The organism is Akkermansia muciniphila (assembly GCF_030848305.1).
GTDB lineage: Bacteria > Verrucomicrobiota > Verrucomicrobiia > Verrucomicrobiales > Akkermansiaceae > Akkermansia > Akkermansia muciniphila_A.
This window is the reverse complement of record NZ_CP114598.1, coordinates 1,657,160-1,683,903: the sequence shown is the minus strand read 5'-3', so window position 1 is coordinate 1,683,903 and position 26,744 is coordinate 1,657,160. Positions and strand designations below refer to the sequence as shown.

Annotated in this window: 22 protein-coding genes and 3 tRNA genes; 9 read left to right on the top strand and 16 right to left on the bottom strand. The window is 56.0% G+C overall.

Annotation, left to right across the window (positions count from 1 at the left end; translation table 11 throughout):
• Positions 1 to 113: 113 nt before the first annotated feature.
• On the top strand, positions 114 to 1,256 hold the full coding sequence (locus O4G22_RS07370) for a tetratricopeptide repeat protein (protein ID WP_306701422.1): 1,143 nt from the start codon (positions 114 to 116) through the stop codon (positions 1,254 to 1,256).
• 129 nt (positions 1,257 to 1,385) lie between these two features.
• Here the strand turns inward: O4G22_RS07370 and O4G22_RS07365 are convergent, their stop codons facing one another.
• Genes O4G22_RS07365 through argC form a run of 3 tightly spaced genes read right to left on the bottom strand, consistent with a single transcriptional unit; the run spans position 1,386 to position 4,228 of the window.
• A complete protein-coding gene (locus tag O4G22_RS07365; RefSeq protein ID WP_306701421.1) occupies positions 1,386 to 1,886 on the bottom strand; it encodes a YkgJ family cysteine cluster protein in 501 nt (166 codons plus the stop codon).
• An 11-nt stretch (positions 1,887 to 1,897) separates the two neighbouring features.
• Positions 1,898 to 3,175 carry a bifunctional glutamate N-acetyltransferase/amino-acid acetyltransferase ArgJ gene (gene argJ, locus O4G22_RS07360; RefSeq protein WP_256943507.1) on the bottom strand — a complete coding sequence of 426 codons (1,278 nt, stop codon included), beginning with the start codon at positions 3,173 to 3,175 and terminating at the stop codon, positions 1,898 to 1,900.
• Between the two features lie 9 nt (positions 3,176 to 3,184).
• Positions 3,185 to 4,228, bottom strand: coding sequence for an N-acetyl-gamma-glutamyl-phosphate reductase (argC, locus tag O4G22_RS07355; RefSeq protein WP_297667774.1), 1,044 nt, complete (start codon positions 4,226 to 4,228; stop codon positions 3,185 to 3,187).
• 102 nt (positions 4,229 to 4,330) lie between these two features.
• Here argC and O4G22_RS07350 point away from each other — a divergent pair.
• Positions 4,331 to 4,407: transfer RNA gene (locus O4G22_RS07350), tRNA-Pro, on the top strand.
• Positions 4,408 to 4,978: 571 nt separating this feature from the next.
• Here the strand turns inward: O4G22_RS07350 and O4G22_RS07345 are convergent.
• Together O4G22_RS07345 and O4G22_RS07340 are read right to left on the bottom strand one after the other, a co-directional pair.
• Positions 4,979 to 5,494 carry a zeta toxin family protein gene (locus tag O4G22_RS07345; RefSeq protein ID WP_306701420.1) on the bottom strand — a complete coding sequence of 172 codons (516 nt, stop codon included), beginning with the start codon at positions 5,492 to 5,494 and terminating at the stop codon, positions 4,979 to 4,981.
• A gap of 131 nt (positions 5,495 to 5,625) precedes the next feature.
• Positions 5,626 to 7,008 carry a tetratricopeptide repeat protein gene (locus O4G22_RS07340; RefSeq protein WP_094135338.1) on the bottom strand — a complete coding sequence of 461 codons (1,383 nt, stop codon included), beginning with the start codon at positions 7,006 to 7,008 and terminating at the stop codon, positions 5,626 to 5,628.
• A gap of 135 nt (positions 7,009 to 7,143) precedes the next feature.
• Between O4G22_RS07340 and O4G22_RS07335 the strand changes: the two genes are divergently transcribed.
• The gene (locus tag O4G22_RS07335) at positions 7,144 to 7,836 is read left to right on the top strand and encodes a pseudouridine synthase (protein ID WP_306701419.1); all 693 of its coding nucleotides are present in this window, start codon (positions 7,144 to 7,146) and stop codon (positions 7,834 to 7,836) included.
• Positions 7,837 to 7,850: 14 nt separating this feature from the next.
• Positions 7,851 to 8,627 carry an RluA family pseudouridine synthase gene (locus O4G22_RS07330; protein ID WP_306701418.1) on the top strand — a complete coding sequence of 259 codons (777 nt, stop codon included), beginning with the start codon at positions 7,851 to 7,853 and terminating at the stop codon, positions 8,625 to 8,627.
• Between the two features lie 12 nt (positions 8,628 to 8,639).
• On the opposite strand, the gene O4G22_RS07325 is transcribed toward O4G22_RS07330, so the two are convergent.
• The 5 genes from O4G22_RS07325 to O4G22_RS07305 all read right to left on the bottom strand — a co-directional run bounded on the left by O4G22_RS07325 (position 8,640) and on the right by O4G22_RS07305 (position 17,171).
• The gene (locus O4G22_RS07325) at positions 8,640 to 9,281 is read right to left on the bottom strand and encodes an NAD(P)H-dependent oxidoreductase (RefSeq protein ID WP_297545141.1); all 642 of its coding nucleotides are present in this window, start codon (positions 9,279 to 9,281) and stop codon (positions 8,640 to 8,642) included.
• 212 nt (positions 9,282 to 9,493) lie between these two features.
• A complete protein-coding gene (locus O4G22_RS07320) occupies positions 9,494 to 11,872 on the bottom strand; it encodes an LPS-assembly protein LptD (RefSeq protein ID WP_094135342.1) in 2,379 nt (792 codons plus the stop codon).
• 87 nt (positions 11,873 to 11,959) lie between these two features.
• A complete protein-coding gene (locus tag O4G22_RS07315; RefSeq protein ID WP_295977887.1) occupies positions 11,960 to 13,879 on the bottom strand; it encodes an NPCBM/NEW2 domain-containing protein in 1,920 nt (639 codons plus the stop codon).
• A 9-nt stretch (positions 13,880 to 13,888) separates the two neighbouring features.
• Positions 13,889 to 16,039 (bottom strand): hypothetical protein, encoded by a 2,151-nt coding sequence (locus tag O4G22_RS07310; RefSeq protein ID WP_306713840.1) that lies wholly within the window; start codon positions 16,037 to 16,039, stop codon positions 13,889 to 13,891.
• A gap of 142 nt (positions 16,040 to 16,181) precedes the next feature.
• Positions 16,182 to 17,171, bottom strand: a complete 990-nt coding sequence (locus O4G22_RS07305) for a malate dehydrogenase (RefSeq protein WP_094135345.1) — start codon at positions 17,169 to 17,171, stop codon at positions 16,182 to 16,184.
• A 187-nt stretch (positions 17,172 to 17,358) separates the two neighbouring features.
• Between O4G22_RS07305 and O4G22_RS07300 the strand changes: the two genes are divergently transcribed.
• Entirely contained in the window at positions 17,359 to 18,681 is a 1,323-nt protein-coding gene (locus O4G22_RS07300; RefSeq protein ID WP_094135346.1) for a UDP-glucose dehydrogenase family protein, read from the top strand.
• Positions 18,682 to 18,789: 108 nt separating this feature from the next.
• Here O4G22_RS07300 and O4G22_RS07295 read toward each other — a convergent pair whose 3' ends face one another.
• Complete coding sequence (locus O4G22_RS07295; protein ID WP_306701414.1) at positions 18,790 to 19,770, bottom strand: Amuc_1434 family mucin 2-degrading aspartic protease; 981 nt, start codon at positions 19,768 to 19,770, stop codon at positions 18,790 to 18,792.
• A 401-nt stretch (positions 19,771 to 20,171) separates the two neighbouring features.
• Here O4G22_RS07295 and O4G22_RS07290 point away from each other — a divergent pair, with 401 nt between their 5' ends.
• Complete coding sequence (locus O4G22_RS07290) at positions 20,172 to 20,603, top strand: copper resistance protein NlpE (protein WP_295977882.1); 432 nt, start codon at positions 20,172 to 20,174, stop codon at positions 20,601 to 20,603.
• 368 nt (positions 20,604 to 20,971) lie between these two features.
• Here O4G22_RS07290 and O4G22_RS07285 read toward each other — a convergent pair.
• The 3 genes from O4G22_RS07285 to O4G22_RS07275 form a co-directional block, all read right to left on the bottom strand.
• Positions 20,972 to 21,048, bottom strand: a tRNA-Pro gene (locus O4G22_RS07285).
• A 35-nt stretch (positions 21,049 to 21,083) separates the two neighbouring features.
• Positions 21,084 to 21,159, bottom strand: a tRNA-Phe gene (locus O4G22_RS07280).
• 131 nt (positions 21,160 to 21,290) lie between these two features.
• On the bottom strand, positions 21,291 to 22,220 hold the full coding sequence (locus O4G22_RS07275; RefSeq protein ID WP_306713838.1) for a hypothetical protein: 930 nt from the start codon (positions 22,218 to 22,220) through the stop codon (positions 21,291 to 21,293).
• A gap of 96 nt (positions 22,221 to 22,316) precedes the next feature.
• Between O4G22_RS07275 and O4G22_RS07270 the strand changes: the two genes are divergently transcribed.
• Positions 22,317 to 22,592 carry a type B 50S ribosomal protein L31 gene (locus O4G22_RS07270; protein ID WP_035196558.1) on the top strand — a complete coding sequence of 92 codons (276 nt, stop codon included), beginning with the start codon at positions 22,317 to 22,319 and terminating at the stop codon, positions 22,590 to 22,592.
• Between the two features lie 103 nt (positions 22,593 to 22,695).
• Complete coding sequence (tilS, locus tag O4G22_RS07265) at positions 22,696 to 23,703, top strand: tRNA lysidine(34) synthetase TilS (protein WP_306701412.1); 1,008 nt, start codon at positions 22,696 to 22,698, stop codon at positions 23,701 to 23,703.
• Here the strand turns inward: tilS and O4G22_RS07260 are convergent.
• Complete coding sequence (locus O4G22_RS07260) at positions 23,657 to 24,748, bottom strand: phosphate acyltransferase (RefSeq protein ID WP_306701411.1); 1,092 nt, start codon at positions 24,746 to 24,748, stop codon at positions 23,657 to 23,659. The two genes, tilS and O4G22_RS07260, sit on opposite strands and share 47 nt — an antisense overlap.
• Positions 24,749 to 24,868: 120 nt before the next feature.
• On the opposite strand from O4G22_RS07260, the gene O4G22_RS07255 reads away from it, so the two are divergent.
• Complete coding sequence (locus tag O4G22_RS07255; protein ID WP_306701410.1) at positions 24,869 to 25,702, top strand: histidinol-phosphatase; 834 nt, start codon at positions 24,869 to 24,871, stop codon at positions 25,700 to 25,702.
• A gap of 94 nt (positions 25,703 to 25,796) precedes the next feature.
• Here the strand turns inward: O4G22_RS07255 and O4G22_RS07250 are convergent, their stop codons facing one another.
• On the bottom strand, positions 25,797 to 26,633 hold the full coding sequence (locus O4G22_RS07250; protein ID WP_297407418.1) for a hypothetical protein: 837 nt from the start codon (positions 26,631 to 26,633) through the stop codon (positions 25,797 to 25,799).
• Positions 26,634 to 26,744 lie beyond the last annotated feature (111 nt).

Sequence of the window (26,744 nt, the reverse complement as noted above, 5' to 3'; positions counted from 1 at the left end):
CCTCGTAAAAACGGGTCTTGATTCTTATGGGGGAAATGTGCAGAATCGGCAAGCGCACAAGTTCAGGAGAGCGAAAATTGTCCCAGTTGTTCCCCGGTGCGGTTACCTGTGAAATGAATGACGCTTCCCACAACCACGGTGAGCAGGAAAACACCGTCTCCATCTATTCCGTCGACATAGAAACCCTTCAGCAAATAGCTCTGCAAGGAGACGCGCAGGCACTGTTCCAGCTGGCGATCAACTACGAACAGGGGCGCGGAGTGGCGGAAAACCAGCAGGAAGCTTTTTACTGCTATCAGCAGGCAGCGGAACTGGGCCACGTTACCGCCCAGCTCAACCTGGGATGGGCTTATTCCAACGGCATCGGCGCCCCTCAGGACAACGGCAAAGCCTTTTACTGGTACCGTAAAGCCGCCGAACAGGGGCATCCCACCGCGCAATTCGACCTCGGCTTCTGCTACATCAACGGCCTGGGCGTGGAAAAAGACGAACAACAGGCCATCGTCTGGTACAAAAAAGCGGCGGAACAGGGCCACGCAGTAGCCCAGCTCAACCTCGGCTGGATTTACGCCAACAGCCCCAGCCGGAAAAACTGGGAACAAGCCGTATACTGGTACAAGCAGGCTGCGGAACAGGGAGACCCCCGCGCCCAGTATAACCTGGCCTGGTGCTATGGCAACGGAAGCGGAACCCCAAAAGACCCGCAGAAAGCCGCTTACTGGTATGAGGAAGCCGCCATGCAGAACCACGCTACAGCCCAATACAATCTGGGCTGGTGCTATGAAAACGGTTTCGGCGTAAAGCCGGATCTGAACAAAGCGCTGGTATGGTATCACAAATCAGCCCTACAGGGGCAGATTACGGCTCAATACACGCTGGGATGGTGCTACGGCAACGGCCGGGGCATGGAAGTGGACATGGCCAAAGCCGTCCACTGGTACACTAAAGCCGCCGAACAGGGGCATACCACCGCCCAGCTCAACCTGGGGTGGTGCCATCTGAACGGAAAGGGAACGCCCGTCAACCGGGAAGAAGCCCTGAAATGGTATCTTAAGGCGGCGGAACAGGGCAACGCCACAGCCATGTTCAATGTGGGCAACTGTTATGCCCACGGCTACGGCATTGAGCAGGACGACAAACAGGCGGAAGAATGGTATCTGAAAGCCGTCCGGCACGGCAACAAAAAGGCCGCCAGCGCCTTGCGCCATCTGGCTTCCAAACAGGAAAAAGAGAAAAAAACGGACTCAGAGGGCTGAAAAGTCGTTTTCCTGCCTGCCTCCCCCGAAAATTCCATCTCCTTGACCTGGATCCGGTCATCAACACACGCGGGAAAACATGTCCCCGCCCGGAAATAGATACCTGACAGCCGTCAAAACCCCGGACCGTCATCGCCGCCTCTTCCTTCCGTCCGCTGGGCCTTTTCGGGACAACCGTGCCACGGCTTCCGGAAGCCGGGACGCGCCATCGCCGCCCAGCGCGGCGTCAATATCTTCCAGCGCATGAATCAGGTCAATGACCTCCCGGCGGGGCAAGGCGCCCCCGGCCGGCACGCAGAAATGAGTGCGGCACGCTAACGGCCTGCCTTCATAAATCATGCATCTTCCCTGCCCGCTTAAAAAAGGGCAGCTCCCGTCCGGAGGCAGCTCCAGCCGGGTGCGTCCGGAAGCGCGCCACGCCTTCCAGGCCACCCATGCCTCACCCAGCGTTACATGCGGCGTCTCCCCGGTCAGGCGGAACCGGCAGCAATCCGCAGCGCCGGTACAGAAACGCTGGGCGCGGGAAGCGCGGAAAGCGCCTTCATCCAGAAGGCGCCGCACCTCCATCAACACCCCGGCGGAGGGAACCATTCCCCCCGCCTTTCCCTGGCGGCATTTGCCACGCGCCATGACTGAACCAGTTAACAGGTCAGGCCGTCCGCCTTCGCCTGGTTCCAGTACGCATACTCGGAACGGTTGAAATCCACGTATTCCGGAGACAAATCCGTGGTATACACCGTATGGGAAAACTCGCCCCGATTCAAATTGATATCCACCTGGAACGCGGGAACCTGCACGGCCTGCCGCAAATCGTCGGACGGAGTATCCGCCTGCACGCCGCCGCGGCAGGCGGCCAAACCGGCGATGTCGATGTCTATCTTCTCTTCGTCCACCTTTGCTCCGCAGTAGCCCACAGCATGAATAATGCGCCCCCAGTTGGGATCGTTCCCGTTCCAGGAACTCTTCACCAGGGAAGACTTGGCTACGGCTTCCGCCGCTTTTTTCGCTTCATCCTCCGTGCGGCCTCCCGTCACATGCACGGTGACGAACTTGGTCACCCGCTCTCCGTCCTGCACGATGTGCTTGGCCAGTTCCAGCATCACATGGGCCAAAGCCTGCTGGAAAGCGTAAATATCTTCCGGAGTTTCCAGCTTCACGCCGGACGCCCCGTTCGCCATCACCAGAACCGTGTCATTCGTGCTCATGTCTCCGTCAATGGTGATGCAGTTAAAAGAACTCTTCACTCCGGACTGCACGCACAGCTCCAGCACATCGCGGGAAACGCCCGCATCCGTCGTGATAAAGCACAACATGGTCGCCATGCAGGGATTGATCATGCCAGCCCCCTTGCAGCAGGCGCCGATGCGCACGGGTTTGCCCTGCACCACAAATTCAATGGCGATGATTTTCTCCTTCGTATCGCTGGTCATCACGGCCTGGGCCACCTCATGCCCCTTGTCGCGGGAAAGACCCTCCGCCAACTCCGGGAACTTCGGATAAATGCGCATCATAGGCATTGGCAGGCCAATCACGCCGGTGGAACATACGGCCACTTCTGCGGGCTCCAGCCCCAGAAGCTCCGCAACGCTGCGGCATTCGCCCCTGGCGTCCTCCACACCCCGGGTACCGGTGCAGGCGTTCGCGTTCCCGCTGTTCGCCACGATGGCGCGGATATTTCCTTTCCGGAGATGCTCCCGGCTCACCTTCACGCAGGCGGCCTGCACGCGGTTGGTCGTAAACGTTCCTGCGGACACGCAGGGTTCCGTGGAATAAATCAGGGCCAGGTCCAGACGCGTGGCCGTAGGCTTCTTGATGCCGCAGCTTACGGCGCTCCCCAAAAATCCCCGGGGCGCGCAAACGCCCCCGTCAACCGGAATATAGGATGAATCATTCATCGTCTTGAAAGTGTCTTTCAACATATCAAAAAGCTACAGAACCCACAAGCCTTCCGTTTCATCAAATCCGCACATGATATTGAAGGACTGAACGGCCTGGCCCCCCGCACCCTTCACCACATTATCCTCCGCGCTCATCAGAATCACGCGGTTCGTGCGGGGATCATAAGCCCAGCCAATGTCCACGCAGTTCGTCCGCGTTACATTCTTAGTATCCGCAGGCTGGTTGCGCCCCAGAAGGCGGACGAACGGGGCCGCGGCATAAGCTTCTTCCAGCAGGCGGCCGACGCATTCGGGGTCCGCCCCCTTTTTCACTTTGGCCGTAATCGTGGAGCAGATGCCCGTATTAACGGGAATCAAATGGGGGGTAAAGGACATCACCACCGTTTCCCCCGCGGCATGGGAAAGCTCCTGTTCAATTTCACTCAAATGGCGGTGTTTCGGCACTCCGTAGGCATGAAAACTCTCATTGCACTCGCAGAACAGCAGCGGAATGGACGCCTTGCGCCCCGCTCCGCTCACGCCGCTGCCGGAACAGACCACCACGTTCTCCGGCTCCAGCATGCCCGCCTTGAACAAGGGAATGAGAGGCAAAAGAATGCTGGTGGGATAGCAGCCGGGAGAAGCCACAATGCGCGCCCGGGCAATCTCCTCCCGGCGCCACTCCGGCAAGCCGTACACGGCCTCCTGCATCAGGGCAGTGTCCGGGTGGGGGTTCCCGTAATACTCTTCGTACACCTCCGGGCTGTCCAGACGGAAATCCGCGCTCAGGTCAATCACGCGCACGCCCCGGTCCACCAGACCGCGGGCATAGGAAGCGGCCACGCCATGAGGCAGGGCCAGAAAAGCGACCTCCGCCCCAGTGGCGGCAATCGCTTCCACATCGGAATCCGTAAACTTCAGGTCGGAACCCGGAACCTGCCGAAAACGGGGGAAAACCTCCCACAACGGCTGCCCGGCATACTGGCGGGAAGTAGCGCATACCAGCTTCACGCCGCGATGGTTCAAAAGGATGCGCAACAACTCCTGCCCGGTGTAGCCACTGGCTCCGACGACTGCAACTTGAACTTGCTTCATGACAAAAAAGGTATGCTATGAAAAAAGACTCTTGCCAACACTAAAGTTTTCCTATATACACCTCGCCGTCACGAGACACGACCCCGGTCGGTCCGAGTTCATCGGGTTGTAGCGCAGTCTGGTAGCGCACCTGCATGGGGTGCAGGGGGTCGCAGGTTCGAATCCTGTCAACCCGACCATTTTTAACCGCTGTAAGCTGAAACGCTTACAGCGGTTTTTATTTTCCCCTGTTGTTAAAACAGCCACACGTCAAAATGAAAAATGCCGTATTGTGGGCCGCAGAAATGGCAAGGGATGGGTATGCGTCAGTATTTCGAATCCATTGATTACCCCATTTGCATACGGCTGCATTGTATGCGTTGCGGGGATGGATGGTCAGACGGTGAACGCCGAAAATGATGCGACCAGGTTTGCGATGGTGACTACGGGCAGTCCAAAACCGGATTCCCAACCGTCCAGCGAGAGGGCGTTAAAGATGCGATGAATGCTCAATGACAGGATACAGGCGTTCATAACGAGGCTACCAGGGAAAGATACGAGGCAGTGGCCAGAAATGGCCTGCTGGCCGGGCAAAGCCGATGCAAACACCCTGCACGGAGTGGGCGGCTGGACAAGTTATTAAGATACCCGGCATAGTTCTATCAGAGGTCTTGACGCATTACACGGCCCCTTACCGCCTGTCCCTATGAACAAAGCAATCCGGCATAACATCCTTTTTCCTTCCCCGGAACAATTTGAAACCTCTGTTCTCTACAACACGATCTCCACATTGTAAGGCTCGTCAATCAACAGATAGTCACAGCCGTAGAACCTGCATTTTTCAAGATTGTCCCTGTTTTCACGCAGCAACTCTTCCCGTGTCAAGGCAGCATTCTCCACACGCTTTTCAATCGCATTCTCATAATTCAGGATATCATGATAATGCCCTTGAATATAATTCTCTGAAAAAATCAGGCATACATACCGTATCTGTTCCCGGCAGGCTTGCGTAAAATCCTTTTTCCAGTCAAAGGGAATATAGCAACCTTCCACCACTAAATTCTGACCGTTTTCAATCGCGGTCTTTACAATTTCCCTGATCATGCCCCAGAGGAAGGGGGTCAGCTCTTCATCGGGGCTCTCAGGAGAAAGGGGACACATTCCGCTGCGTATCAACCCCATCTTTAAATGGTCAATGGACAAATAGGGATAGGAATATTTTTCAAGCACCCGCTGCGCCGCAAGCGTTTTCCCGGTATGCGTGCCGCCGCCAATCAGAAGAATCATAAAAACATTGATCATTCATGTTTCATAAGAAAAAAACAATCTGTCATAACCTTCCAACAACAAAGCCTTTGCCGGAAACGGCAAAGGCTTTGAGCATGGCGTCCCATTACGGGCGCGGAATGAAAACCGCCTTAATTGCCGTAAGAGGATTCCACACGCCGGGCTACGTCGCGGTAGCCGTACTCGGCATCGTAAATCTGCTGGAATGCAGCCAGGGATTCCCCCTTCTTGCCCTGCTTTTCATAAAGCAGGCCGATCATGTAGAGGATTTCCTTCTTGGTATCATTCATTTCTATTAATTCCTTATTGGCTTCCTCCAGCTGGCGCAGGGCCATATCATGCATGTTCTTGGCGTCATAACACTTGCCAAGCAACAGCATGGCGCGGATGCGGATATGGGGATTGTTGCGGGCGCGCTGGAGTTCCGGAATGGCTTCCGTGTAATTGCCGCAGTCGAAGAGGGCCTGCCCCAGTTCAAAACGGGTCTGCGGATCCGTGGGGTTGTTTTCCACGCGCTGGCGGCACAAGGCCACCTGCTGTTCCGCGGCCTCCTTGCTGAACTGGGCCAGCTGTTCCTGAAGCTCCTTATTATCCGGCTCCGCGGCAGCGCGGCGGCGGATTTCCTCCACCTGGGCCTTGCGGCAGCGCTCATTCATTTCCGAGGCCTTGTTTTCCAGGGAAATATCATTGTTGCTGAGGCTGAACGCATAATTATAGAAGGAATAGGCATTCGCCCAGTCTTCCATTTGTTCATAAACGCCGGCAATGTCGCGCACGACGGCCAGATCCTGCTGGTTCTGGGCGTAACGGGCGGAGAGAAGCCCCAGGCGCTCTTCCAGTTCCGCACGGGTGAGTCCTTTCTTGTCGCTCTTGTCCAGGGTGTTCGTTTCGGATGAGTTCTTCATCACGTCCCGGAAGCTTTTGGCTTCCTCCCACTTTTGCTGCTGCATCGTGGCGCGTGCCATGCAGTCCTTTTCACTCTTCACGGCCACACTGTCCGTAGGATCCAGCTTTACAAGGTCATGGTACACCTCCGCAGCCTGGGCCGGCATATCCCGGGAAACGTAATGGGAGGCCAGCATATGGAGCATTTTCTTATTGCCCGGGTGCCCCTGGCGGACGGTCTCCAGAGCAAAAGCGGCCAAGTCCGGAAAATCCACTTCCATGGCAGCCATGAACAGGGCCTCATTGACCGGAATGCTGTAAGGATCATGTTCCAATTCGTCTTCCAGCGCGGAAAGCTGGGTAGCCGCGTCTTTTTTGGAAGAAGTGAGCTTGCTGGTGCTGATTTTCATGCCGCTGAACAGGCCTCCTCTCTTGGCCTCCGGATTCAATTTGATTTCACAGGCGCGCAACGCCTTGCGTCCTTCCAGAAAGCCGGGGAGCTGCTTTACCAGGGCCTTGAGCAGACTGACGGCATAAGGATAATTGTTCATGTCCACCGCCTGGCGGGCGCGCACCCAAAATTCGGCCTGCTGGGGAGTCAACTGTTCTTCTGTAATCGTTTCAATCATGGAACTATATAAGCGTAAATGGGAATAATGGCAGCGCCCCAACAGGGCGGCCCTGCATGTAATGGTCCAATGGTATCAGCCGGGGAGGCATACTTCAACCTTGTTTTTTGTTCCCGTTAGGAAAAAATACGCCGTATGAGACTGGATGCTCTTTTATCCCGTTACGGATATTGTTCCAGGCGGGAAGCGCCGGGTTGGATCAAACGCCACTCCGTTACATTCAAAGGAAAACCATGCTCCGCGCCCACGGACAAGGTGCAGGCGGAAGGCATCCTGCTGGACGGAGAGCCTGTAGAATTCCCGGACGGCCTGTACGCCGCCCTTTACAAACCTGAAGGGTACACATGCAGCCATGACGACGGTGAGGGGGATTTGATTTACGATCTGCTGCCCTTCCGGTGGCGGAACAGAAACCCTGCGGTCTCTTCCGTAGGACGGCTGGACAAGGAAACTTCCGGTCTGCTGCTCCTCACGGATGATGGAAAATTCATCCACCGCATGACCTCCCCCCGCCATCACGTCGCCAAGGTTTATGAAGCCGTCACGGAGAAGGATATCCCTATAGAAGCCGTGGAGCTGTTCGCCTCCGGGACTCTCACGCTAAATGGGGAGGCTCGCCCCTGCGCCCCCGCCCTGCTGGAAATCCGGGAGCCGCGGCTTGCCCGGCTGACGCTTACGGAAGGGAAATACCACCAGGTCCGCCGCATGCTGGCCGCCGCAGGCGCTCCCGTCTTATCTCTGTGCCGTATTTCCATCGGCTCCCTGCATCTGGACAGCCTGAACCTGAAACCGGGGGAATGGGCGCCCATCCGTCCGGAGACGCTGTAATCCTCCCGTCCGCCATGTGGATCCCTATTTCCGACGCGCCGATTGCCTGTTTTCCGCACTTTGAGGTAGCGGCGGAATCCGGGGACTGGATTGTGGTGGACAAGGGGGCGCCCCTCATCGTCCACCCGTCCAACGGGAAAAAGGAACCCAACCTTCTGGAAGGGGTGGAAGCCCTGCTAAGCTACGAAATAGCCAACGGAGCCGCCCTTTCCCTGGTCAACAGGCTGGACCGGGAAACCAGCGGCCTGACGCTGATTTCTAAAAACAAAAGAGCGGCCAGGGAGCTGGGAAGAGCCATGCAGCGGCGCCTGATGCACAAGGAATATCTGGCGATCGTGCAAGGATGGCCTGAATGGACGGAAACAGCATGTGCCGCCCCCATTTTGAGACAGGGGGAAGTGGCGGAAAGCCGCATATGGGTCAAACAGGCCGTGCATCCAGCCGGCAAAGCATGCACTACCGTTTTCCGGAAAGAACGAACGTGGAACACACGCTGGGGCCCTCTGGCGCTGGTCCGGTGCATTCCGGAAACGGGACGCATGCACCAGATACGCGTGCATTTGGCACACTTGGGACATCCCATCCTGGGTGACAAAATTTACGGTCCGTCCGAACATTGCTATCTGGAATACATCCAGCATGGATGGAGCCGGGAACTGGAGGAGCGGCTGGTTCTGCCGCGCCATGCGCTGCATGCCTGCCGGCTGGAATTTCCGTTTGATGAAGAGACCTTCACCGCGGAAGCCCCCCTGCCGGAAGACATGCGGCTGCTGCTTGAAACCGGGGATTAGTAAAAAACTCCGTCAGATGACCGGAATGACCTCATCCCGGTCAAAACGCACTTTCGCCAGGCGGGCGTACTTATCCGCCTCTTCATTCCGGTAACCCAGGGCCAGGGCGCAAAGCGTGTAATAAGGGGAATTCTCCAGATGAAGAATACGGTCATAGGCAAGCGGATCCATCCCTTCCAGCGCGCAGGTGTCCACGCGGAGATCCGCGGCGCAGCTCATCATGAACCCGAGGGCAATGTACACCTGCCGTTCCAGCCAGGCTTTCAGCGCTTCCGGAGACTTGGAACCCACCAGTTCAAAAATGCGGGCGCGGTACTGGTCCAGGGAATCCATGGTGACACCGCGCACTTCCACGATACGTTCCAGATAGCGCTGCACGTCTTCCGGCTTGAAGTCCCTGCGGGCACAAAAAACCACCAGACGGGAAGCGTCCGTAACCTGGGGCTGTCCCCATGAAACCTCCCGAAGCCGGGAACGCACAGAGGGATCCCGGACATCAAGGAACTTCCACATCTGAAGCCCCAGGGAGGAAGGGCTCAAATGAAGGGATTCCAGAAGGGCTTCCCAGTCTTCCGCCGGAATGCGGCGGTCCGGATTGAATACCTTGGTGGCGTAACGCCATTCCAGCGTCTCGATCAATTCCTGAGCGTTCATATTCGTGTATGATGTTTCATGCAGGAAGCCGGGCGGCTTTTCCCCGCAGCTTGCTCCATGCCCTGGCATTTTCCCCGTTCCCTGCCGGAATGCAAGCCAAGGTTCCGGCACAAGAGCGGCAGCGGCTCCCTGCCGGCCCCGCCCTTCTTCCTGTCCGGCACGCCGGAAACAGCTCCGCTCCCCATCCCGCCAACCGCGCGGCTTTCCGGGCATCAAAGGAATTTGACCGGCATATAATCCCCGGTCTGCTGGATGGTGAAGCTGATGCCCAGCCCGAATTCGTTTTTGTTCCCGTTCTTGCGGACGAAAGCGCCCACACCCAAATACCAGGACCCCATATTGTGGTACACATTATATTCCTGAATGTCCATCTTGCCGTCCAGCAGGGAAAAACGCCACTTGCCGCTGAAAGCCCAGGCTTCCGAAAAACGCTGCAAAATGCGCAAATCCAGCTGGCTGTTGTCCTCCAGAAGGGAATGCTGGTTCAAATAACGGTGCCCCACTATGAACTCCGTGGAACGCCACGGCATGAAACGCAGGGAGTTGTTATATTCATGGCAACCGGAAATCTTGTCCTTCCCCAAAACGGGAGCCTGCATTTCCGACCGGTATTCCATCCAGGGAACGGGATTCCAGCGCATGAACGAAAAAAGGTTGGAAAAATCCCGCTGGTTAACGGGATTATACAGATAAGCATCCATGAACACATCCCAGGAAAACCAGCGGTGGGAATTGGCGTCCCGGCTGGTCATCAGCATATTGCGCAATCCATACCGGAACACGAGCCCCGTGGACAGGGAGTCGATCTCCGTGTACCTGCCTATGCTCAAGGACGGGGGATTGGTCGTGGGGGTATCGCCGTCAATCTGGGGATAAAGCTCGCTCAGGCGGTTGGTTTTGACATACGCCAGCGTAAAGTGGGGCTGAACGATATGATTCATGCCGTTCAGTCCAAAGGAATCGCTATAGACGGAAGAATAACGGCGGGAGAATTTGAAATCAGCGTCCGCCCCGGCGTAAAAAATTCCCTGATTGAGCGGTTTGTAGTCCTCCACGCCGTAATATCCCGTATAACCCCCGCCCATTTTGGGGGTCAGGTTCAGGAACCCCATGATTTTCCTGGAAACGGAAATTTCATGGAAGGAGTGGAACCTGCTGTAGCTGTCCGTCATCAGCATTCGGGCCCAGTAATCATAGGAAGAAGTTCCGGGATCCATCCCGTCCAGCATGTTCCGGATTTCCGTCCGCATGAACGGAGGAACGTATTGCTTGAGGAAAGCGAAACTGGTGCGGCTTTCATACATGACGGGAGAACGGAATATGGGAGATTTGATGCGCTCATAACTGAACTCCGTCCGCTGATCCGCTATGTAAAAATTATTGGGGACAAAACGCTGCAGCAGGGAAAAATCATTCGTATCGTCCGTGCGGGAAAGAAGCACCGTGTTATCCGGAGAAGAATTGCGCTGATAAATTTCCGGATAAAAATCGCGGAGCATGTACTCGTCGCTCAGCATGTTGATGTTGGCCTTCAACTGCCAGTCCGTACGGAGATTTACCCGGTGGGTCCACATCTGCTGAAGCGCGAACCTCCACCGGTCCGGATCCAGATGCTCGCGGTACTCATCATCACCGGCATTGATTTTCACCCCTTTATCGTGGGTTTTGTAAAAGGACAGCCCCGTCATGTCCGGACAATCCTTTTCCAGCAGCACGTCGCGGATGTCCAATCCGTAGGCGAAGCCGCGCCGGATGCGGTAATCTGCATGCAGGGTTCCCAGATAATCCGCGGAAGGCATGCCGTTGTCCGACCATTTTTTCCCCATCAGGAACCCGTATTCATTCAGGAGGTAAGGCCCCCAGATAGAGCGCATGCCGGGAATGGGAAGGTAACCGACTTCCGGATTAAGGGAATGGCTGAGATAGGGGAAATAAAAGAAGGGAACGCCTCCGTAATAAAGGGTCAGGTTCTTGAAAGAAAACCTGTCTTCCGGATACACGCGTATCCTGTCCGCGGAAATCCAGGTGAGAGGCTCGCTGACGTCTTCCGCCGTGACGGAGGCATTGCGGGCTTCCAGGTAAGTGTTGCCGGCGGCATCCTTCCGGGATTCAAACTTTCCGCTGCGCAGAATCAATCCCTCCATCTTCGCACGGATGGCCTCCGTAAGAAGCACTTCGTTCTCCCAGTCAAACTCCGCGCTGTCGGCGCGCACCAGGCTGTTGGTCCTCGTCCTGCCGTCACTCTGGTAAATGGACAGGTTCCCTTTCAGAAACACCTTGCCCTGATCCATATCCGCCTGGGCATAATCCGCAAAAACCTCCACCCCGGTATCCGTAACCATGTGGATGCGCGGTCCTTCAAAAATGACCTTCCGGGAGTCCTCCACCCTGACGGCCCCGTCATTGGTGATGGAGATATTGGAGGGAATCTGCGGCATGAAAGCGCCGGAAAACAGATTGCCCGCCATTTTCCCCCCGGCACCTTCCTGCCCGGGTTCAGCGGAAGGAGCGGGCGGCCGCTCCGCAGCCGTCTCTGCAAACAGGGAAGCCCCGGCAACCAGAGCCGCTGCACCCCATAGCTTTGCAAGCATCCCAATCATGACTAGCCCACAGAACACTATGAGAAAGGACAAAAGACAAGCCTAATGTCACATTTCTCCGCCAGTGGAGCGGAAAATTCACCGGGACAGCATGCCGTTGGCGATGATGCCCCAATCGGCAGAATTGCCGTCTCCGGCGTCATCCACGCGGATTTCCAGCTTCCTGCCGCCTTCCACCGCCGCTTTCACGGGAATGGAATCCCCGTCCTTGAGCACAGGGGATTCAATGAGCTTCCTGCCGTCCAAATACACGCTGAATTTGACGCTGCCGCGGGACCCGAAAGGCAGCCCCACATCAGCGCGGAACTCCTTCCAGCGCCCGTCCAGGTCATAGGAAAAGACAGCCGGGGCATGGGCCAGGATGAAACGTTCCGGCCTTCCAATTGTCCGGAAGAAAGGCACGGGCCCCAAATCCGACGGGAACAGGGCATCCCACAACGGAACGGCCCACCCCACCTGAGCTGCAGAAGGCTTGCAGTCATTCAGGCTGATGCTGGCGGTTTCCGCGGGAATCTGCGCCGGAGCAACCTCCAGCGCAAGGTTCTGGCGCTGGAGGGCGCGCTTCCAGACAGGGAGCCACTCCTTCACTTCTGGACGGGAACCATGCCTGCGTTCCACTTCCGCCAGAGCCTTCCGGGCTTCTTCCATGCGGCCCCGCCTCCACAGATTCTGAACATCTCCAAAATAAACGATCTGGGCCAGCGAAGGGGCTTTGGCCCCCCTGGCATCCATCCAAACGGGCAGAGTAATCATGCTGCGCGTGCTGTCGCAATTCAATACGGCCACCCGCATTTCTATAAAACCGCCCTTATAGCCCGGCCTGCAGATGGTAAGATCAAACTCTCCCTTTTCATCCAGAGAAGCGCCCACGGCATTGGAATCATAATCCGACCCTCCGGGCGGATCCAAATGGGCAACGATGCCATAGGCGGGGCGCGTCAGATGAACCCTCCCTTTCAGGCGTAGTCCGTCCTTGACGGGAATGGCCTCCAGCCGTTCAAAAGACCCCGGGACATACCTGCCCATCATACGCCCGAAGGAAGCATCTGAGGGAAGCTCCGTCTCCACCCCGTTGAACAGGGGGACACTGGCCAGTTTCAAAGCATCCGTAGGCGCCAGGTAGGAGCCCTTCCCCTCATTGCGCAGCTCATTACCGTACGTGGAATTGCCGTGTCCCATCAGGGAAGCCCCTGCGTTGGGGTAATTCCATCCGTCCCCCGTGTGGGGAAGGCCGAAGGAGTGCCCCAATTCATGGGCTGTGCCGCCTATGTAAATGGTGGCGTTCTTCCCCCTGGTCACCTTGAAACGGCCGCCCTGCATCATTTCCGTATCCAGAAAGCTGGCGGGATCCAGCCCTTCCTGATCGCAGGTCCACCCTGTGCCCTGATGGCTGAAGCCGCCGCCGTAATAAGGCCCTACGCCGTCCGGAAGCTGGCACACGATAAGCACATGCTCCTTATCAATATCAATTCCCTTGGAAGCCAGCACCTTCTTGGCGGCCTCCCGGGAAACGGGGCCGGAGCTCTGCACGCTCATCTCGCTCATGGGTTTATCCACATAGGCGTCATAAATAACCAGCTTGCCCCGTTCATCCAAATCCAGCTGGAATGTGAGCGGAGGGAAACCGTTGGCCTGCATCTGATCCGCATAATAAGCCTGAATATTCTTCAGAATATGATCATACCGTTCCCGGTATCCTTCAAGGGCCGGCCTGTCCTTGAACGTTACGTAAACCACGTGCAATTTTCTGGAAGACTTGGGTTTGCCCCGATGATAGGCGCTCAGCGTTTTCCAGGCGGCGCGGGCGTTGGCGGCATCCCCGGGATTAACCGTCCAGCTGACGGGCAGCCGGGTAAACTCCGCCCCCTCCCGGGATGAGGAGGCAGGAACAGGCGCCTTGGAAGCTGACTCCGCCTCCGTCCCCATGGACGGGGCATTCCAAATCCCGGCCCCAAGAACCAGCAACAAGACAGAAAAACGTTTCGACGTAACATTCATAAAACGATATCAGGATATACGGGTAAACCGAAGGTGTTTTATCACCATATCATTCACCAGACGATTCATATTTTCGGAAAAGGAATCATACACCACTTCCACACGGCAGGGACCGGGCGTCATCACCGCTTCCACTGCTGTGGAATAAATAAAATGCTCCCAGTTTCCGGAACGGGACGTATGGGGGAACGCCAGCGTTCCTGCGCGCCTGCCGTTCAGGTACAGGCTGCGCAGGGCACAGGTATTCCCGTCTGAAACATCATAAGTGCCGTTAGCGAAAAAGGCGTCCACCCGGTAAACGCCGGGCTTGTCTATATTGACATTGTAGCAAAGAGCGTCCGGAGACTCCGTAACGCGGGAAAACCAGACTTCATCCCCGCTCAGGCCGCAGGGGCGCGTCTCCATGCGGGAATCCGCGGAAGGATAATCATTGGGCTCATTAAGATAAGACTCCCTGCCATCCAGAGCGACCGCCATCACCTGGAAAGACACGTCCCCACGTCCGGGAGCGGGGATATAATGGCAGTACTCCGTCTGGGATACGGGGATGCCGTTCCGGTAAACACGGTAATAATCGGCGCCTTTCACAGCCTCCCATGCAATGCCATGGCGCATCGCCCTCCATGCAGGAGCCTCCAGGCTGCTGCCCATGCAGGTTAAATTCACCGTTCCTTCCCCGTCCTCTCCGCCGGCCAGCTCCAATTTCACAAGAACGCGGCCCTTCCTACCCGGCGAAAGGACGGGAGGAGCCTCCTGCCCGTTGACCAGGCACCGCGCTATCCGGTGCCCGCTGCCCTGCAGAATCACATCTATCGTCATGCCGCGGTATTCCAGCCCGGACAACTCATGAACGCCTTCAAAAGACTTGGGAACGCAAGGGCGGAATTCCAGAGAATCCGGAGACAGGCGGATACCGAACAATCCCTTGTAAAAACAGCCCAGCATTCCGGCAATACTCCAAAGCTGGCTGTCGGAACTGAGCAGCAGCCCCTCATCCAGCCCCGTTTCCAGAAGGACATTCTCCTTGTTCGTGCCGCACAGCAGGGCGGCACGAACCATGCAGGCGACCGCCAGCGCCAGGGCGGATTCATTCTCCACCGCCGCAGCGGCCTGCGCATAATAGCCCTCCAGGAACGGCCACATGGCGCGGTTGTGGTAGGCCGGCACGCTATCAGGCATCTGGGGATGGATGCAGGGAATGCCATAAACGCCATGAGGAAGGGAGGCAACCATCCCGGCGGCATGGGCCCTCCCGGCCTGCCCCAGAAGAACGCAAAGCAGATTGCCCAGGGAATCCACCTTCTCCGACAGCACGGGGTACCCGCGCCCATACAGGTACTGCCCGTACAGAACATGTTCCGGAATCCTGAAAAAACGCTCAATGACAGAAGCCAGGGAGGCGCTTTTTTCCTCCCACTCCCGCGCTTTCGCCTCCAGCCCCAGCTCCCGGAACATCCGGGACAGCACCTTGCGGGCCTCCGCGTGCAGGAGCATGGTGGAAAGGCTGCATGAATCTCCAATATCGGCAGAAGTCATCCACGCAGGATAGCTCTGCTCCCGCCAATCCAGCACGGACGATTCCCCCTTCATCAGGCCGCCCGTGGCTGTAAGCACCTGTTCATCCCTCACGCACGTCTTTTCCATCACCCGGCAGGAAAGGGACAGCCAGTCGGCATCCCCCGTCAGGCAGTAAACTTCCCACGCCGCCATCCCCCATACCACACGGTCGGAAGAAATGGGCCAGGAGCCGCCCGTTCCGGTATCCTGCTCCACCTCCCCGTTCCGGACCCGCGATTTCAGGCTATTCATACAGGCATGGACATTCCACAACCCCAGTCCCAAATGGGTGGCGTAGGAAATATCCCGGGTCCACACGGTTGGCCAGTTGGCCCCCGTCCGGAACGTCCCTTCTTCATTAAGCAGGGCCCCGGCCTCATGCAACGCCAGGCCGTAAGCCTGATTAAGCACTTCAAAATTTCCATGATAATGCGGAGCACTCCCGGCTTCCGGAAAAATGCGCCACTCGGAATAGCGGCCGTTCTTCATGGTTTTCACCGGACCGTCCGACTGTACTTCCGCCCAATGCGCGGCATCCTGGCGCAAAGAATTTCCGGTCAGCGTAAAAGCCTCTCCCCTGTATAATATGCGATCCTGATCCATAAACTAGCGGATGCTGCATCCATTATTTTTTTAACACGGAAGAAAACTTCTGTCCCGCAGAAAATGAGGTTGATGAACTCTTCAGGCCATAAAAAACCGGGCTTCCCGAAAACGGGAAACCCGGCGCAAAAGCAAATCAACATTAATGCTTCAACAAAGAGGAAACGGCGTCACGTTCTTCCTTCAGTTCATTGACGGTAGCGTCAATTTTTTCACGGGAGAACGCATCAACCGGAAGCCCCTGCACGATTTCCCAGCCGCCATCCTTGGTGGTGCGGACCGGGAAGGAACAGATAAGACCTTTTTCAATGCCGTAGGAACCGTCGGAACAAACGGCCACGGAATACCAGTCTCCTTCCGGAGTCTGGGTAGCCAGGCTGCGGACGGTATCCACGGCGGCGGAAGCGGCGGAAGCGGCGGAAGAAGCTCCGCGCGCCTTGATGATGGCGGCGCCGCGCTGCTGCACGGTGGTAATGAAATCGCCCTTGAGCCATTCCGTATCCTTGATAACTTCCGTTACAGGCTTGCCGCCAATCTTGGCGTTGGTGAAATCCGGGTACTGGGTGGAGGAGTGGTTGCCCCAGATGGTCATGTTAGTCACTTCCGTCACATGGACGCCGGCCTTTTCAGCAAGCTGGCTCTTGGCGCGGTTTTCATCCAGGCGGGTCATGGCGAAGAAGCGGTCGGAGGGAACGCCGCTTGCGTTGTGCATGGCAATAAGGGCATTCGTATTGCAGGGGTTGCCGACGACCAGCACGCGCACATCCTTGGCGGCGCTGCGGGCAATCGCCTGGCCCTGGCCGATGAACACCTTGCCGTTGATGTCCAGCAAATCCTTGCGTTCCATGCCGGCCTTGCGAGGCACGGAACCTACCAGCAGGCACCAGTTGGCCCCGGCGAACGCTTCATCAGGATCGCAGGTCGGAACAATTTCATTAACCAGCGGGAATGCGGCGTCACGCAATTCCATCACCACCCCTTCCAGGGCATTCATGGCCGGGGGGATTTCCAGCAGGCGCAGGTTGATCGGCTGGTCCGGCCCCAGCATGCTGCCGGAAGCAATACGGAACAGAAGGGAATAGGCAATTTGGCCGGCGGCTCCTGTAACGGTAACGGTGATAGGTGTTTTCATAACGTTCGAATTAAAATAAACAGATATTTTCCTGTCTGGTCGCGGTTATACCACAAGGAAAGGGGACGCTCAATCAGGAACTTTTTATTTTGACAGAAAAAATCCTCTGTCAATAATGCTTGAATATTGGTTCAGCCGCCTTTATCTTTCGGCGCAATCAAGTTTTTATCAATACTTCGCTAACACTATGAATTTAACAATCATCGGCAGCGGCTACGTGGGACTGACTACTGGCACCTGTTTTGCTGAAATGGGCCATCACGTCATTTGCGTAGACAATAACGCTGAAAAAATACGCACGCTCCAATCCGGGTCCATCCCCATTTACGAGCCCAAGCTGGAAGAACTCGTGAAAAAAAACGTGGCCGTCGGACGGCTGGAATTTTCCTCTTCCATTGCGGACTCCATCGCGGAAAGCGAAGTCATCTTCATCGCTGTGCCCACCCCGCCCAATACGGACGGCTCCGTGGATCTGACCTACATTGAAAAAGTGGCCAGGGAAATCGCCCAGGCGCTCCAGCCTGAAATGGGATACAAAGTCATCGTGGACAAATCCACCGTACCCGTCAAAACCGGGGAAAAAGTCAGCCAGACCATCAAGCACTATGCGGGGCCGCATGTTCAGTTCGATATCGTCTCCAATCCGGAATTCCTGCGGGAAGGATGCGCCGTGGACGACCTGCTGCATCCCGACCGCATTGTCATAGGCGCCAACTCGGAACAAGCCATGAACGTCATCAAGCGCGTTTACCAGCCCATCCACGCCCCCATTCTGGAAACGGACGTCAACTCTGCGGAACTCATCAAGCACGCGGCCAACTCCTTCCTGGCCCTTAAAATATCCTACATTAACGCTGTCGCCAAGGTCTGTGAAAAAACGGGCGCGGACGTGGAACTGGTGGCGGAAGGCATCGGCATGGACAAACGCATCTCACGCCACTTCCTTAACGCGGGGCTGGGCTACGGCGGCTCCTGCTTTCCGAAAGACGTCAAGGCCTTCATCAACATCAGCCGCACGCTGGGCATTCCCTTCACCCTGCTGGAGGAAGTGGAACACATCAACGACACCCAGCACATCCACTTCCTGGACAGAATTCGGGACCGCCTGTGGGTTCTGAAGGATAAAAAGATAGCCGTGTGGGGCCTTGCCTTCAAACAGAACACGGATGATATCCGGGAATCCATCGCCCTGAAACTATGTGAAAAACTCTGCGCGGAAGGAGCCATTGTCACCGCTACGGATCCCAAAGCCATGCACACGGCGGCCCCCATTCTGAAACCCAGGGGGGTCAAACTGGTGGAAGACATGTACGAATGCGCCCGGGACGCGGAAGTGCTGGTGATCGCCACGGAATGGAGCGAATACGCGAATGCGGACCTGCAGAAACTCGCCGGCGTCATGCGCAACCGCATCATCTTTGATGGAAGAAACATCCTCTCCCCGGCAAACCTCCGGGCCGTAGGATTTGAATACCACTCCGTGGGCAGGCCCTCTGTTGAAGAAGCCTGACCGCTCCCGGACACCATTCCGGCCTCAGACCGCCCCATATGTAAAAGGCCTCCGGCGCACTCAACGCGCCGGAGGCCTCGTCATGTATTCGCTAATCCTGTTGGCCGATCAAAACTCAAACAGCAACCCCGCACGCAAATAAAAACCGGGGTCATAATGGTACTTTTCCAAATCATGGCTCCCGTTGCTAGTCTTGATAGTACCGGAATTCCCGAAGGAAAAACCGATATCCGCCACCAGCCTGGGGCGAACGCTGCCCCAACGTCCCAGCCCCGCATCGGCTCCTATGCCGGCGACGCCGGAAATCCATGCAAACTGGCGAACGCGGCGGTCATGGTGAATCGTCCATGTGCCGGACACCACGGAAACGAACGGCCCCCACTTGAATCCCTCGCTCACCCTGTTGATATAGGAAAGACGGGTCCCCTCCAGTTGTAGCGTCCAATTCCGGGAAGCATCCCATTTAAACTGAATAAGAGGCAGCAAAGGATAATCCCCAAGCTGCGGATAACAGCCGATGCCGACGCCATAGCTGAACCGGTCGTTCAAGGGGCCTGCCAGAAGAACATGGCCTCCTAAGAAAATATTATGGCTCGTCCAGGTATCGAAATCCGTGGAAATCTGGGGCGTCACACCGAAAACCAGGCGCGTCTTTCCCGTGACGGCATAGGAGGCATTCACATTCAGCCAAATCGTGTACAGCCGGTCCACATCCATCTTATCCGCCCCTTTTCCGTTAAACCAGCTCAGACGCAACGCCGCGGTAGAAGAAAAATTCCAGGAACCGCTGGACATTCTGCACAAATTCAAATCCGTCATCCAATTCTGGACATTCACGCTTCCGAGCCCATTCCTGGAATCCATGGGGCCAAGCAATTCAAAATAGGACTGTGTAGGGAAAACGGGCCTGGAGGCGGACGCCTCCGCCGGCGCCGAAGCGTTGTCGTAACCGCCGGAATAAGCCTCTGCATAAAAACCGGGATCATATCCGTCTGAAGAATCGGAATCCGGATAAGGCTGGGGATTCGCCTGGGCGGCAAAAACGATGCCGGACGCAAAAAAGAGGCTCGATAAAAATCGAAGGAGCATGACCGGAAAGTATACGTACGCGCACATGCGGTCAATCAAAAGATATACAAATGACTAATTAATCGCCTCCATTCCCGAACAGAACCGCAACCATAATCATCACCAGGACAGGAAGCAGGCGCCATCGGGCAGCCTTGCTGTTCCGGAAACACGCTGCCGCACAGCCAAGAGATGAGGCAAAACAAACCGCCGCCGCCAAAAGCGTCATCCGCGCCAACAGAAAAAAATCATCCGGCATTCATCATACTCGCGGGGTCCATGAAAAGAAAAAATCTTGCCCCTCTCCATCACCTTGCCCTATATGATAGTAAGGCGGGAAATGGCAGACACAAAACTGCTTGTTTCCAGCTTCTCCCCTGTTGAATCAGGAAAAACATTCATCCAAAAGAAAGATACCTGCCATGAAAATGATTCTTTTATGGGCCGCATGTCTAGTGATCGTAACCGGCTGTAATTCTCCTCAAAATCATCATTCTCCAATTGAAAACGGAGGAACAAAAACAGCGGAACAAGCGGAAAATTTTAATCCTTACGGCACTTATGAAGGAATTCTTCCTGCCGCCGATTGTGAAGGGATCAAAACAACGCTGACATTAAACAACAACAAGACTTATGTATTGAGAAGCGAATACATAGGAGAAAAAAACGCCATTTTCAAATCAAAAGGCTCTTATGCTTTCATCAACGGCAGCCTGATTGAATTGACCCAGTCCTCTTCCAATGAAAAATCTTACTATAAAATACTTGACGGCAGTAAAGTAATGCTGTCAGACAAGGAAGGGACAATCAATCAGGGCATCCTGGCCGAACATTATATATTAAAAAAGAAATAAAACTTCTTCTATCATCCATCACTTTTTCCACTCCGCCGCACCTCTCCCCTGCGGCGTTTTTTATACCGTCTCTCAGCCCGACATACTGATCAATCTTATTCATATCCCCGCCGTCAGGGAAAGAATCCGGCACGCTGCTCCCAACCATCAAGTCTTCCGCCAGTACGCAGCAGGTTTGAAAAGAATGATTCATTGTCTTTCTCTCCGCAGTGATTCGGATACAGAAGATTTCCGGCGCTTTAAATAATCACAGGTGCGGATGCCTTCGTACAGGAATAATCCATTTTACAGATAACCATACGGACAACCAACAGGAAGTTACACTAAAGACAAAAACCCGCAAACCATTCGATTTACAGGCTTTAAAATGGTCGGGAAGACAGGATTCGAACCTGCGACATCCTGCTCCCAAAGCAGGCGCTCCACCAGGCTGAGCTACTTCCCGTATAAAAAGGGGGTTTTAAGAAATGGGAGAAAAAATGGTGGCTCGGGACGGGATCGAACCGCCGACACGGGGATTTTCAATCCCCTGCTCTACCGACTGAGCTACCGAGCCACTTGCTTGCACGCAGAACGCGCTTGCGGGGCAGAATCTATCATCCTCTTCCCAATATTGCAACCACAAAATATTATTTTTTCAACTTCCCTGTATTTTGCCCTCCCCATAGCGGGAATCCGCCCGGTCAATCAGGAGGAAGCCTGCGCCAGAATACCGCTCAACAGCAATGCAAAAATCAGCGCCGCCCAGGACAGCGTGTACAGGAGAAGGGGAGGCATATTCCTCTTCATCCTGTCCAGCACAAACATGAATGCCCCCGCCATCGCCAGCCCATAATAAATCCACGCGTCTCCGGTGTATTCCCTGGCGGCGGCGGCCAGGCAGAATACGACGTAAATGACTGTCACCCCCATCCATACCAGGGATACCATGTCACGGTCGGCGGAATCCTGCCCATCTTCTTCCTCTTCTTCACTCCACCGTTTGCGGCTGAACATGCAGAGCATGACCAGCGCCACCAGATACCAGGTGGGTTCGGACAGCTGGCCTCCCCAGCCGCCCCCTACCGTCCCGTAAAAGTAGGCCGGTATTCCGGCTCCCGTGGCAAAGGAAACGGCGGCGAAAAACGCCCCCATGACGAATCCGGAAGACAAGATCCCTTTCTGATGAGGGTTGGAAGAAAAATAGAGAAAGAGCAGACTGCAAACGCCAGGCAGAAAGGCAAATTGGAAAATGACCACGCCCAACTGGAAAAACATAATCCAAAGCCCCGTCACGGCCGCCACCATAATGAGCAGGGAGATCACGAAACAGTGCTTTTTGGCAAAGAGCAGGCATTCATCCGTGTGCACGGCGGAACCGCTCCGGAATATTTTCAGCACCCGGTCCAGCATGTTGACGCACCAGACAGCCACAAACAGGAACTGATACAGCCAGGGGGAGGAAACCGCCACCAGATGGGACTGGCTGACGGCAAAAGCCCAGGCAATGGCGGCAGAAGGGATTTCCAATCCCATCAGGGAAAACCACGCCCACCAGGGGGGCCTCTTCAACACCTGCTCCATTTTCCGTCCCATCATCTCCACAACCGTTCCTTCCGCAAGCTCCCGAACCGTCATGTGCAAACTTCCTTATTTTTACGCGGGGATGCTTGACATGCAATAAAACATATTTATACTTGCGTTCCCCTTGCGTCGGAAACGCAATACACCACCATGAAGAAAGATATTCATCCCCAGTATAATCCGGTCGTTTTCGTTGACATCACCACCGGCCGCCGCTTCATCACCCGTTCCACCGTTCGTTCCCCCAAGACGGAAGTTATTGACGGGGTTGAACATTTCGTGGTTTCCTGCGGTATCACCTCTGATTCCCACCCGTTCTTCACCGGCAAGAACCAGTTTGTGGACACGGAAGGCCGCATCGACAAATTCCAGAAGCGTTTCGGCACCGTCCGCCGCAGCGGAGGCAAGCCCAAGCTCAACAAGTAAGAACTGCCTTCAGCAATTTTTCAACCCCGTTTCCTTTCCGGAAAACGGGGTTTTTATTTGCAGGCTTTTCTTTTTCTCTTTTTCCAGCTTCACTTGCAGCAGCATGATATTGACACCGGACCATTTTGACAGCCAGTCCGCGGAACTTCTCCGCTCCGGCCGCCCCGTCCTTGCCGGAATCAGCGGGGGAAGGGACTCCATGGCTCTGCTTTCCCTGCTGTCCGGCATGCCGGGCTGCAACCTGGTTGCATGCCATGTAAACCACCAGCTGCGTCCGGAAGCGGAGGAAGAGGAAACGTTTGTGCTCCGTTACGCGGCCTCCCTGGGTATTCCCTGTGTCCGGGAACGCGTCCATGTCCGCGATATGGCCCATACCCGTGGAATTTCCATTGAAGAAGCGGCCAGGGAAGCCAGGCAGGCCTCGTTTCTGAAATGGGCCGCCGGCCATCCGGGGGCGTTCGTGGCCCTGGCCCACCACCGGAACGACCAGCAGGAAACGGCTCTTCTTCACCTCTGCCGCGGCGCCTCCGGCATTCACGGCATGTCCCCCGTCTCCACCTGGGCCAACGGATTGACCGTCGTACGCCCCATGCTGGATTTTTCCCGGGAGGATATCACCGCCTATCTGGAGCATCTCCATATTCCATGGAAGGAGGACTCCAGCAACCAGTCTGCCGAATATACCAGGAATGTTCTGCGCCATGAAATCATTCCCAAATTGAATGCGCTGTTCCAGAGGGACACCAGCCTTCCCTTTTCACGCGCCTGCCGTCTGGAAAATCAAATCCGCACGGCGCTTTCCCAGGCGCTGGACTCCATGAACCTGACAGATCCCCAGGGGCGCCTGTTCCTGCCGAAGATCAACCTGCTTCCTGCGGAGCTGAAACAATGCGCCGTGCATGATTACCTGCGCCGGCAGCATATTCCGAACCTGACGGAAGACGCCGTACTCCGGGTAATCAATATCTTGAATACAGACGGCCCTTCCCGGACTTCCCTGCCCGGCGGGAAACTGGCCGTGCGCAGGGAAAAGCGCCTGCTGGTCATGGACGCGCCTCCCCCGGTCAATAAAGCGGAGCAACCCCCTGCGGATACAGCAGGTGGAATTTAATGGCTTCATTCCCTACCACCAGCGCAGTGCCGAACATCCTGTCTTCATCCGTCAGCCGCGGCAGCTGCGCAATCGGAAAGAGCAGACCGCCCAGAATAAGGCCGTAGTTGTATACGGACGGCATCATGCACAACAGTTTTTTGGAGATATCCGCAGCATCCAGAGTCGGGAAGACCCACACCTCACTCGGCTGAAGCATGGAATTGCGGTGCACGCGCACGCTGTAGGAATCCGACGACAGAGCGGCGTCAATCTGGATTTCTCCCTCTACGGAGATTTCATTGCTCAGGCAATCCTTCTGCACCATGCTCTTCGCCAGCGCCGCCGCGGCCCTGGTACGGTCCGCGGCCAGTTCCGGAACGGAACCTGAAGTGGACGCACTCAACATGGCGACGCGAACGCTTTTACCCAGCATGTGGCGGGCCATCTTGGCCGTCTCCACGGCAAAATAGGCCATATTTTCCACCGTGGGTTCAGGATTAACCCCGGTATCCGCCAGAAAATAGACGCCGCGGCCGCCGAATTTTTTGGAAAATTCGGGCACAAGCACGATGGAAATGGCAAACAGGGGCTTGGTGGGAACGGGATCCTGCCGGTACTTGTTCACCGCGCGGAAAACGGAAGCCACCCTTTTCATGTTCCCGGCCACAATGGCGTCCGCCTGGCCGTAAAGCACCATCATGGCGGCAAAATGAACCGGTTCGGAAACAATTTCACGGGTGTTTATGGGCAACCCGTTGCCGAACATCTGTTCCGCCCGTTCATAGCGGTCGCAGAACATCTGAATATCCGAGCTTTTTTGCGGTTCAATGACACGGACGAATTTCAGGGAAATTCCGTTCATTTCCGCCATTCTCGTGATGACTTCCTTCCTTCCCAGCAGGATGGGCGCTCCAGCCTGCTCCTCCACAAAGCGCTGGGACACGCGCAGCACGCGGACATCCTCCCCTTCCGGAAAAACAATGCGCTTGGGGTGGCGCTTCAGGTTATCCAGGAGCGGCCCTGTAAAATCATTCAGCGGGGAAAAGCCTTGCCAGTCACTCATACGTCACGTGTCCTATTTAACGCGACTCTAAAAAATCCTGTCCATAAAATCAACTCATAAAGTCAACGACGGCAAATAATGAACAAAGACATCCCTCCGGGTTGAACCGTCCGCCGCGCCATGCTAGCATGGGCATTCCCCTTCATGTACTGCGATTACCATACCCATACCCCCCTGTGCCTGCACGCCTCCGGCACTCCGCAGGAATATGTGCAGGCAGCCGTCCGTGCCGGGCTCCGGGAATACGGCATTTCAGACCATGCCCCGATGCCCGGGGAACCTTTTGACGACTGGCGCATGAAGCAGGCGGACATGCCGGCCTACCTGGACTGGATCACGGAAGCCCGCGAATGCGCCGCGCCGCACGGACTGACAGTCCGTTCCGCTCTGGAATGCGACTGGTTTCCCGGCATTGAACCATGGATAGAGCGCCTGCAGGGCCTGCACGCATGGGATTACCTGATCGGTTCCGTCCATTACCTGGGGGAAAAGGAGGAATTCGACAATCCCTACAGGATGGATTTCTGGCGCCGGACGGATGTGGAGGACGCGTGGGAACAATATTGGGAGCGCTTCCGGAATATGGCCGCCTCCGGAATGTTCCACATCATGGGACACGCGGACCTGATCAAAAAATTCGGCTTCCGCCCCTCCGGCGACCTGCGCCGTTATTATGAACCGGCGCTGGAAACCATGCGGGAATCCGGAGCATGTCTGGAACTTAATACGGCCGGTTGGCACAACAAGTGCGGCGAACAATATCCGGACGGGCAATTCCTGAAAATGGCGGCGGAAGCGGGGATTCCCCTGACCATCAGCTCGGACGCCCACAGGCCGGAGGATGTAGGGCAGGATTTCAAGCGGGCCGGGGAACTGGCCCGGCAGGCAGGGTTCAGGAATCTGGCCTCCTTCCGGGAAGGCCGCATGGAACTGTTCCCCCTGCCCGGAATCTGATGTTTCCCCTCAACGGCAAAGGAATGCCCCGGCAGCCTTTTTCCTGTAAACGGCACAGGCCCATGGGGAGAAAAGGCAATGCTCTGGAGCCTCTTTAACCTCTGTACAAACTCGGCTTTATGGGCAAAGGCCTCGGATGAGGCGGAGGCACGGGACGCGGAGGAAGCGGCTGGGGCCGGATAATAACGGGCGGCGGCGGATAATTCCACGTCCTGATAATCGGCGGGACAATGATGCGTTCCGTTCTCGGCTGGCTGGCCACTTCCCTCACTTCCCCCTGCAACTGGGAAACCTGCCTGTTCAAATCCGCAATCTTCTTCTGGGTGCCGTCTTTCAGGGCCAAGTATTTCTTTTCCAAATCCTGCCAATACTGTTCCGCGGTTTCCCTTCTTTTACGGATGGCGTTTATCTGCTCCTGATAGGAGGCCGCCCTTGCGCGGAAAACGCGGGCGTCTTCCGGCAAACCCACACGATCCGCTTCCAGGGCATTCCACTGCAGAGCCATAACCTCCGCCTCCACCCTGGTAAGTTCCCCCATCAGCAAAAACATGCGGGAAATATCCGCCCCTTCCAGATAGCGGGGATGCCGCTCCGCCTCAGACAGGGATTCCCGGATTTTCCTGGCTTCTTCATCGGCCGCCTTCCTGGCTTCTTCCGCTTTCTTTCTGCGCGCCGCTTCCTCCATCCTTCGCTGCTCCAGTCTGGCCCTCACCTCATCCGGCGTCATCTTGTAATCCCTTTGCTGGGCATCCGTCAGATCCTTATAGGAAACCTTGGCTACCCCGTCCGTATACTGGATATTGACAAAATCATCTCCGGAAGACACCACCACGGCGTCTTCCAGCACCCTGCCGGACCGCAGAGACATATTTTCCGCCAGGGCGGCAGGCGCCAGGAGACATAAAATCAAAAAACGGGTCCCGGTTTTCATATGATTAACCTCTTCTACGTTGGTAAGAGGCGCGAGGAAAGGAATTTATTCAAAAAAATAGGACCAGAGGTTAATACTGGCGCAGCCGCCGGTTTTTGCTATTATACGGCG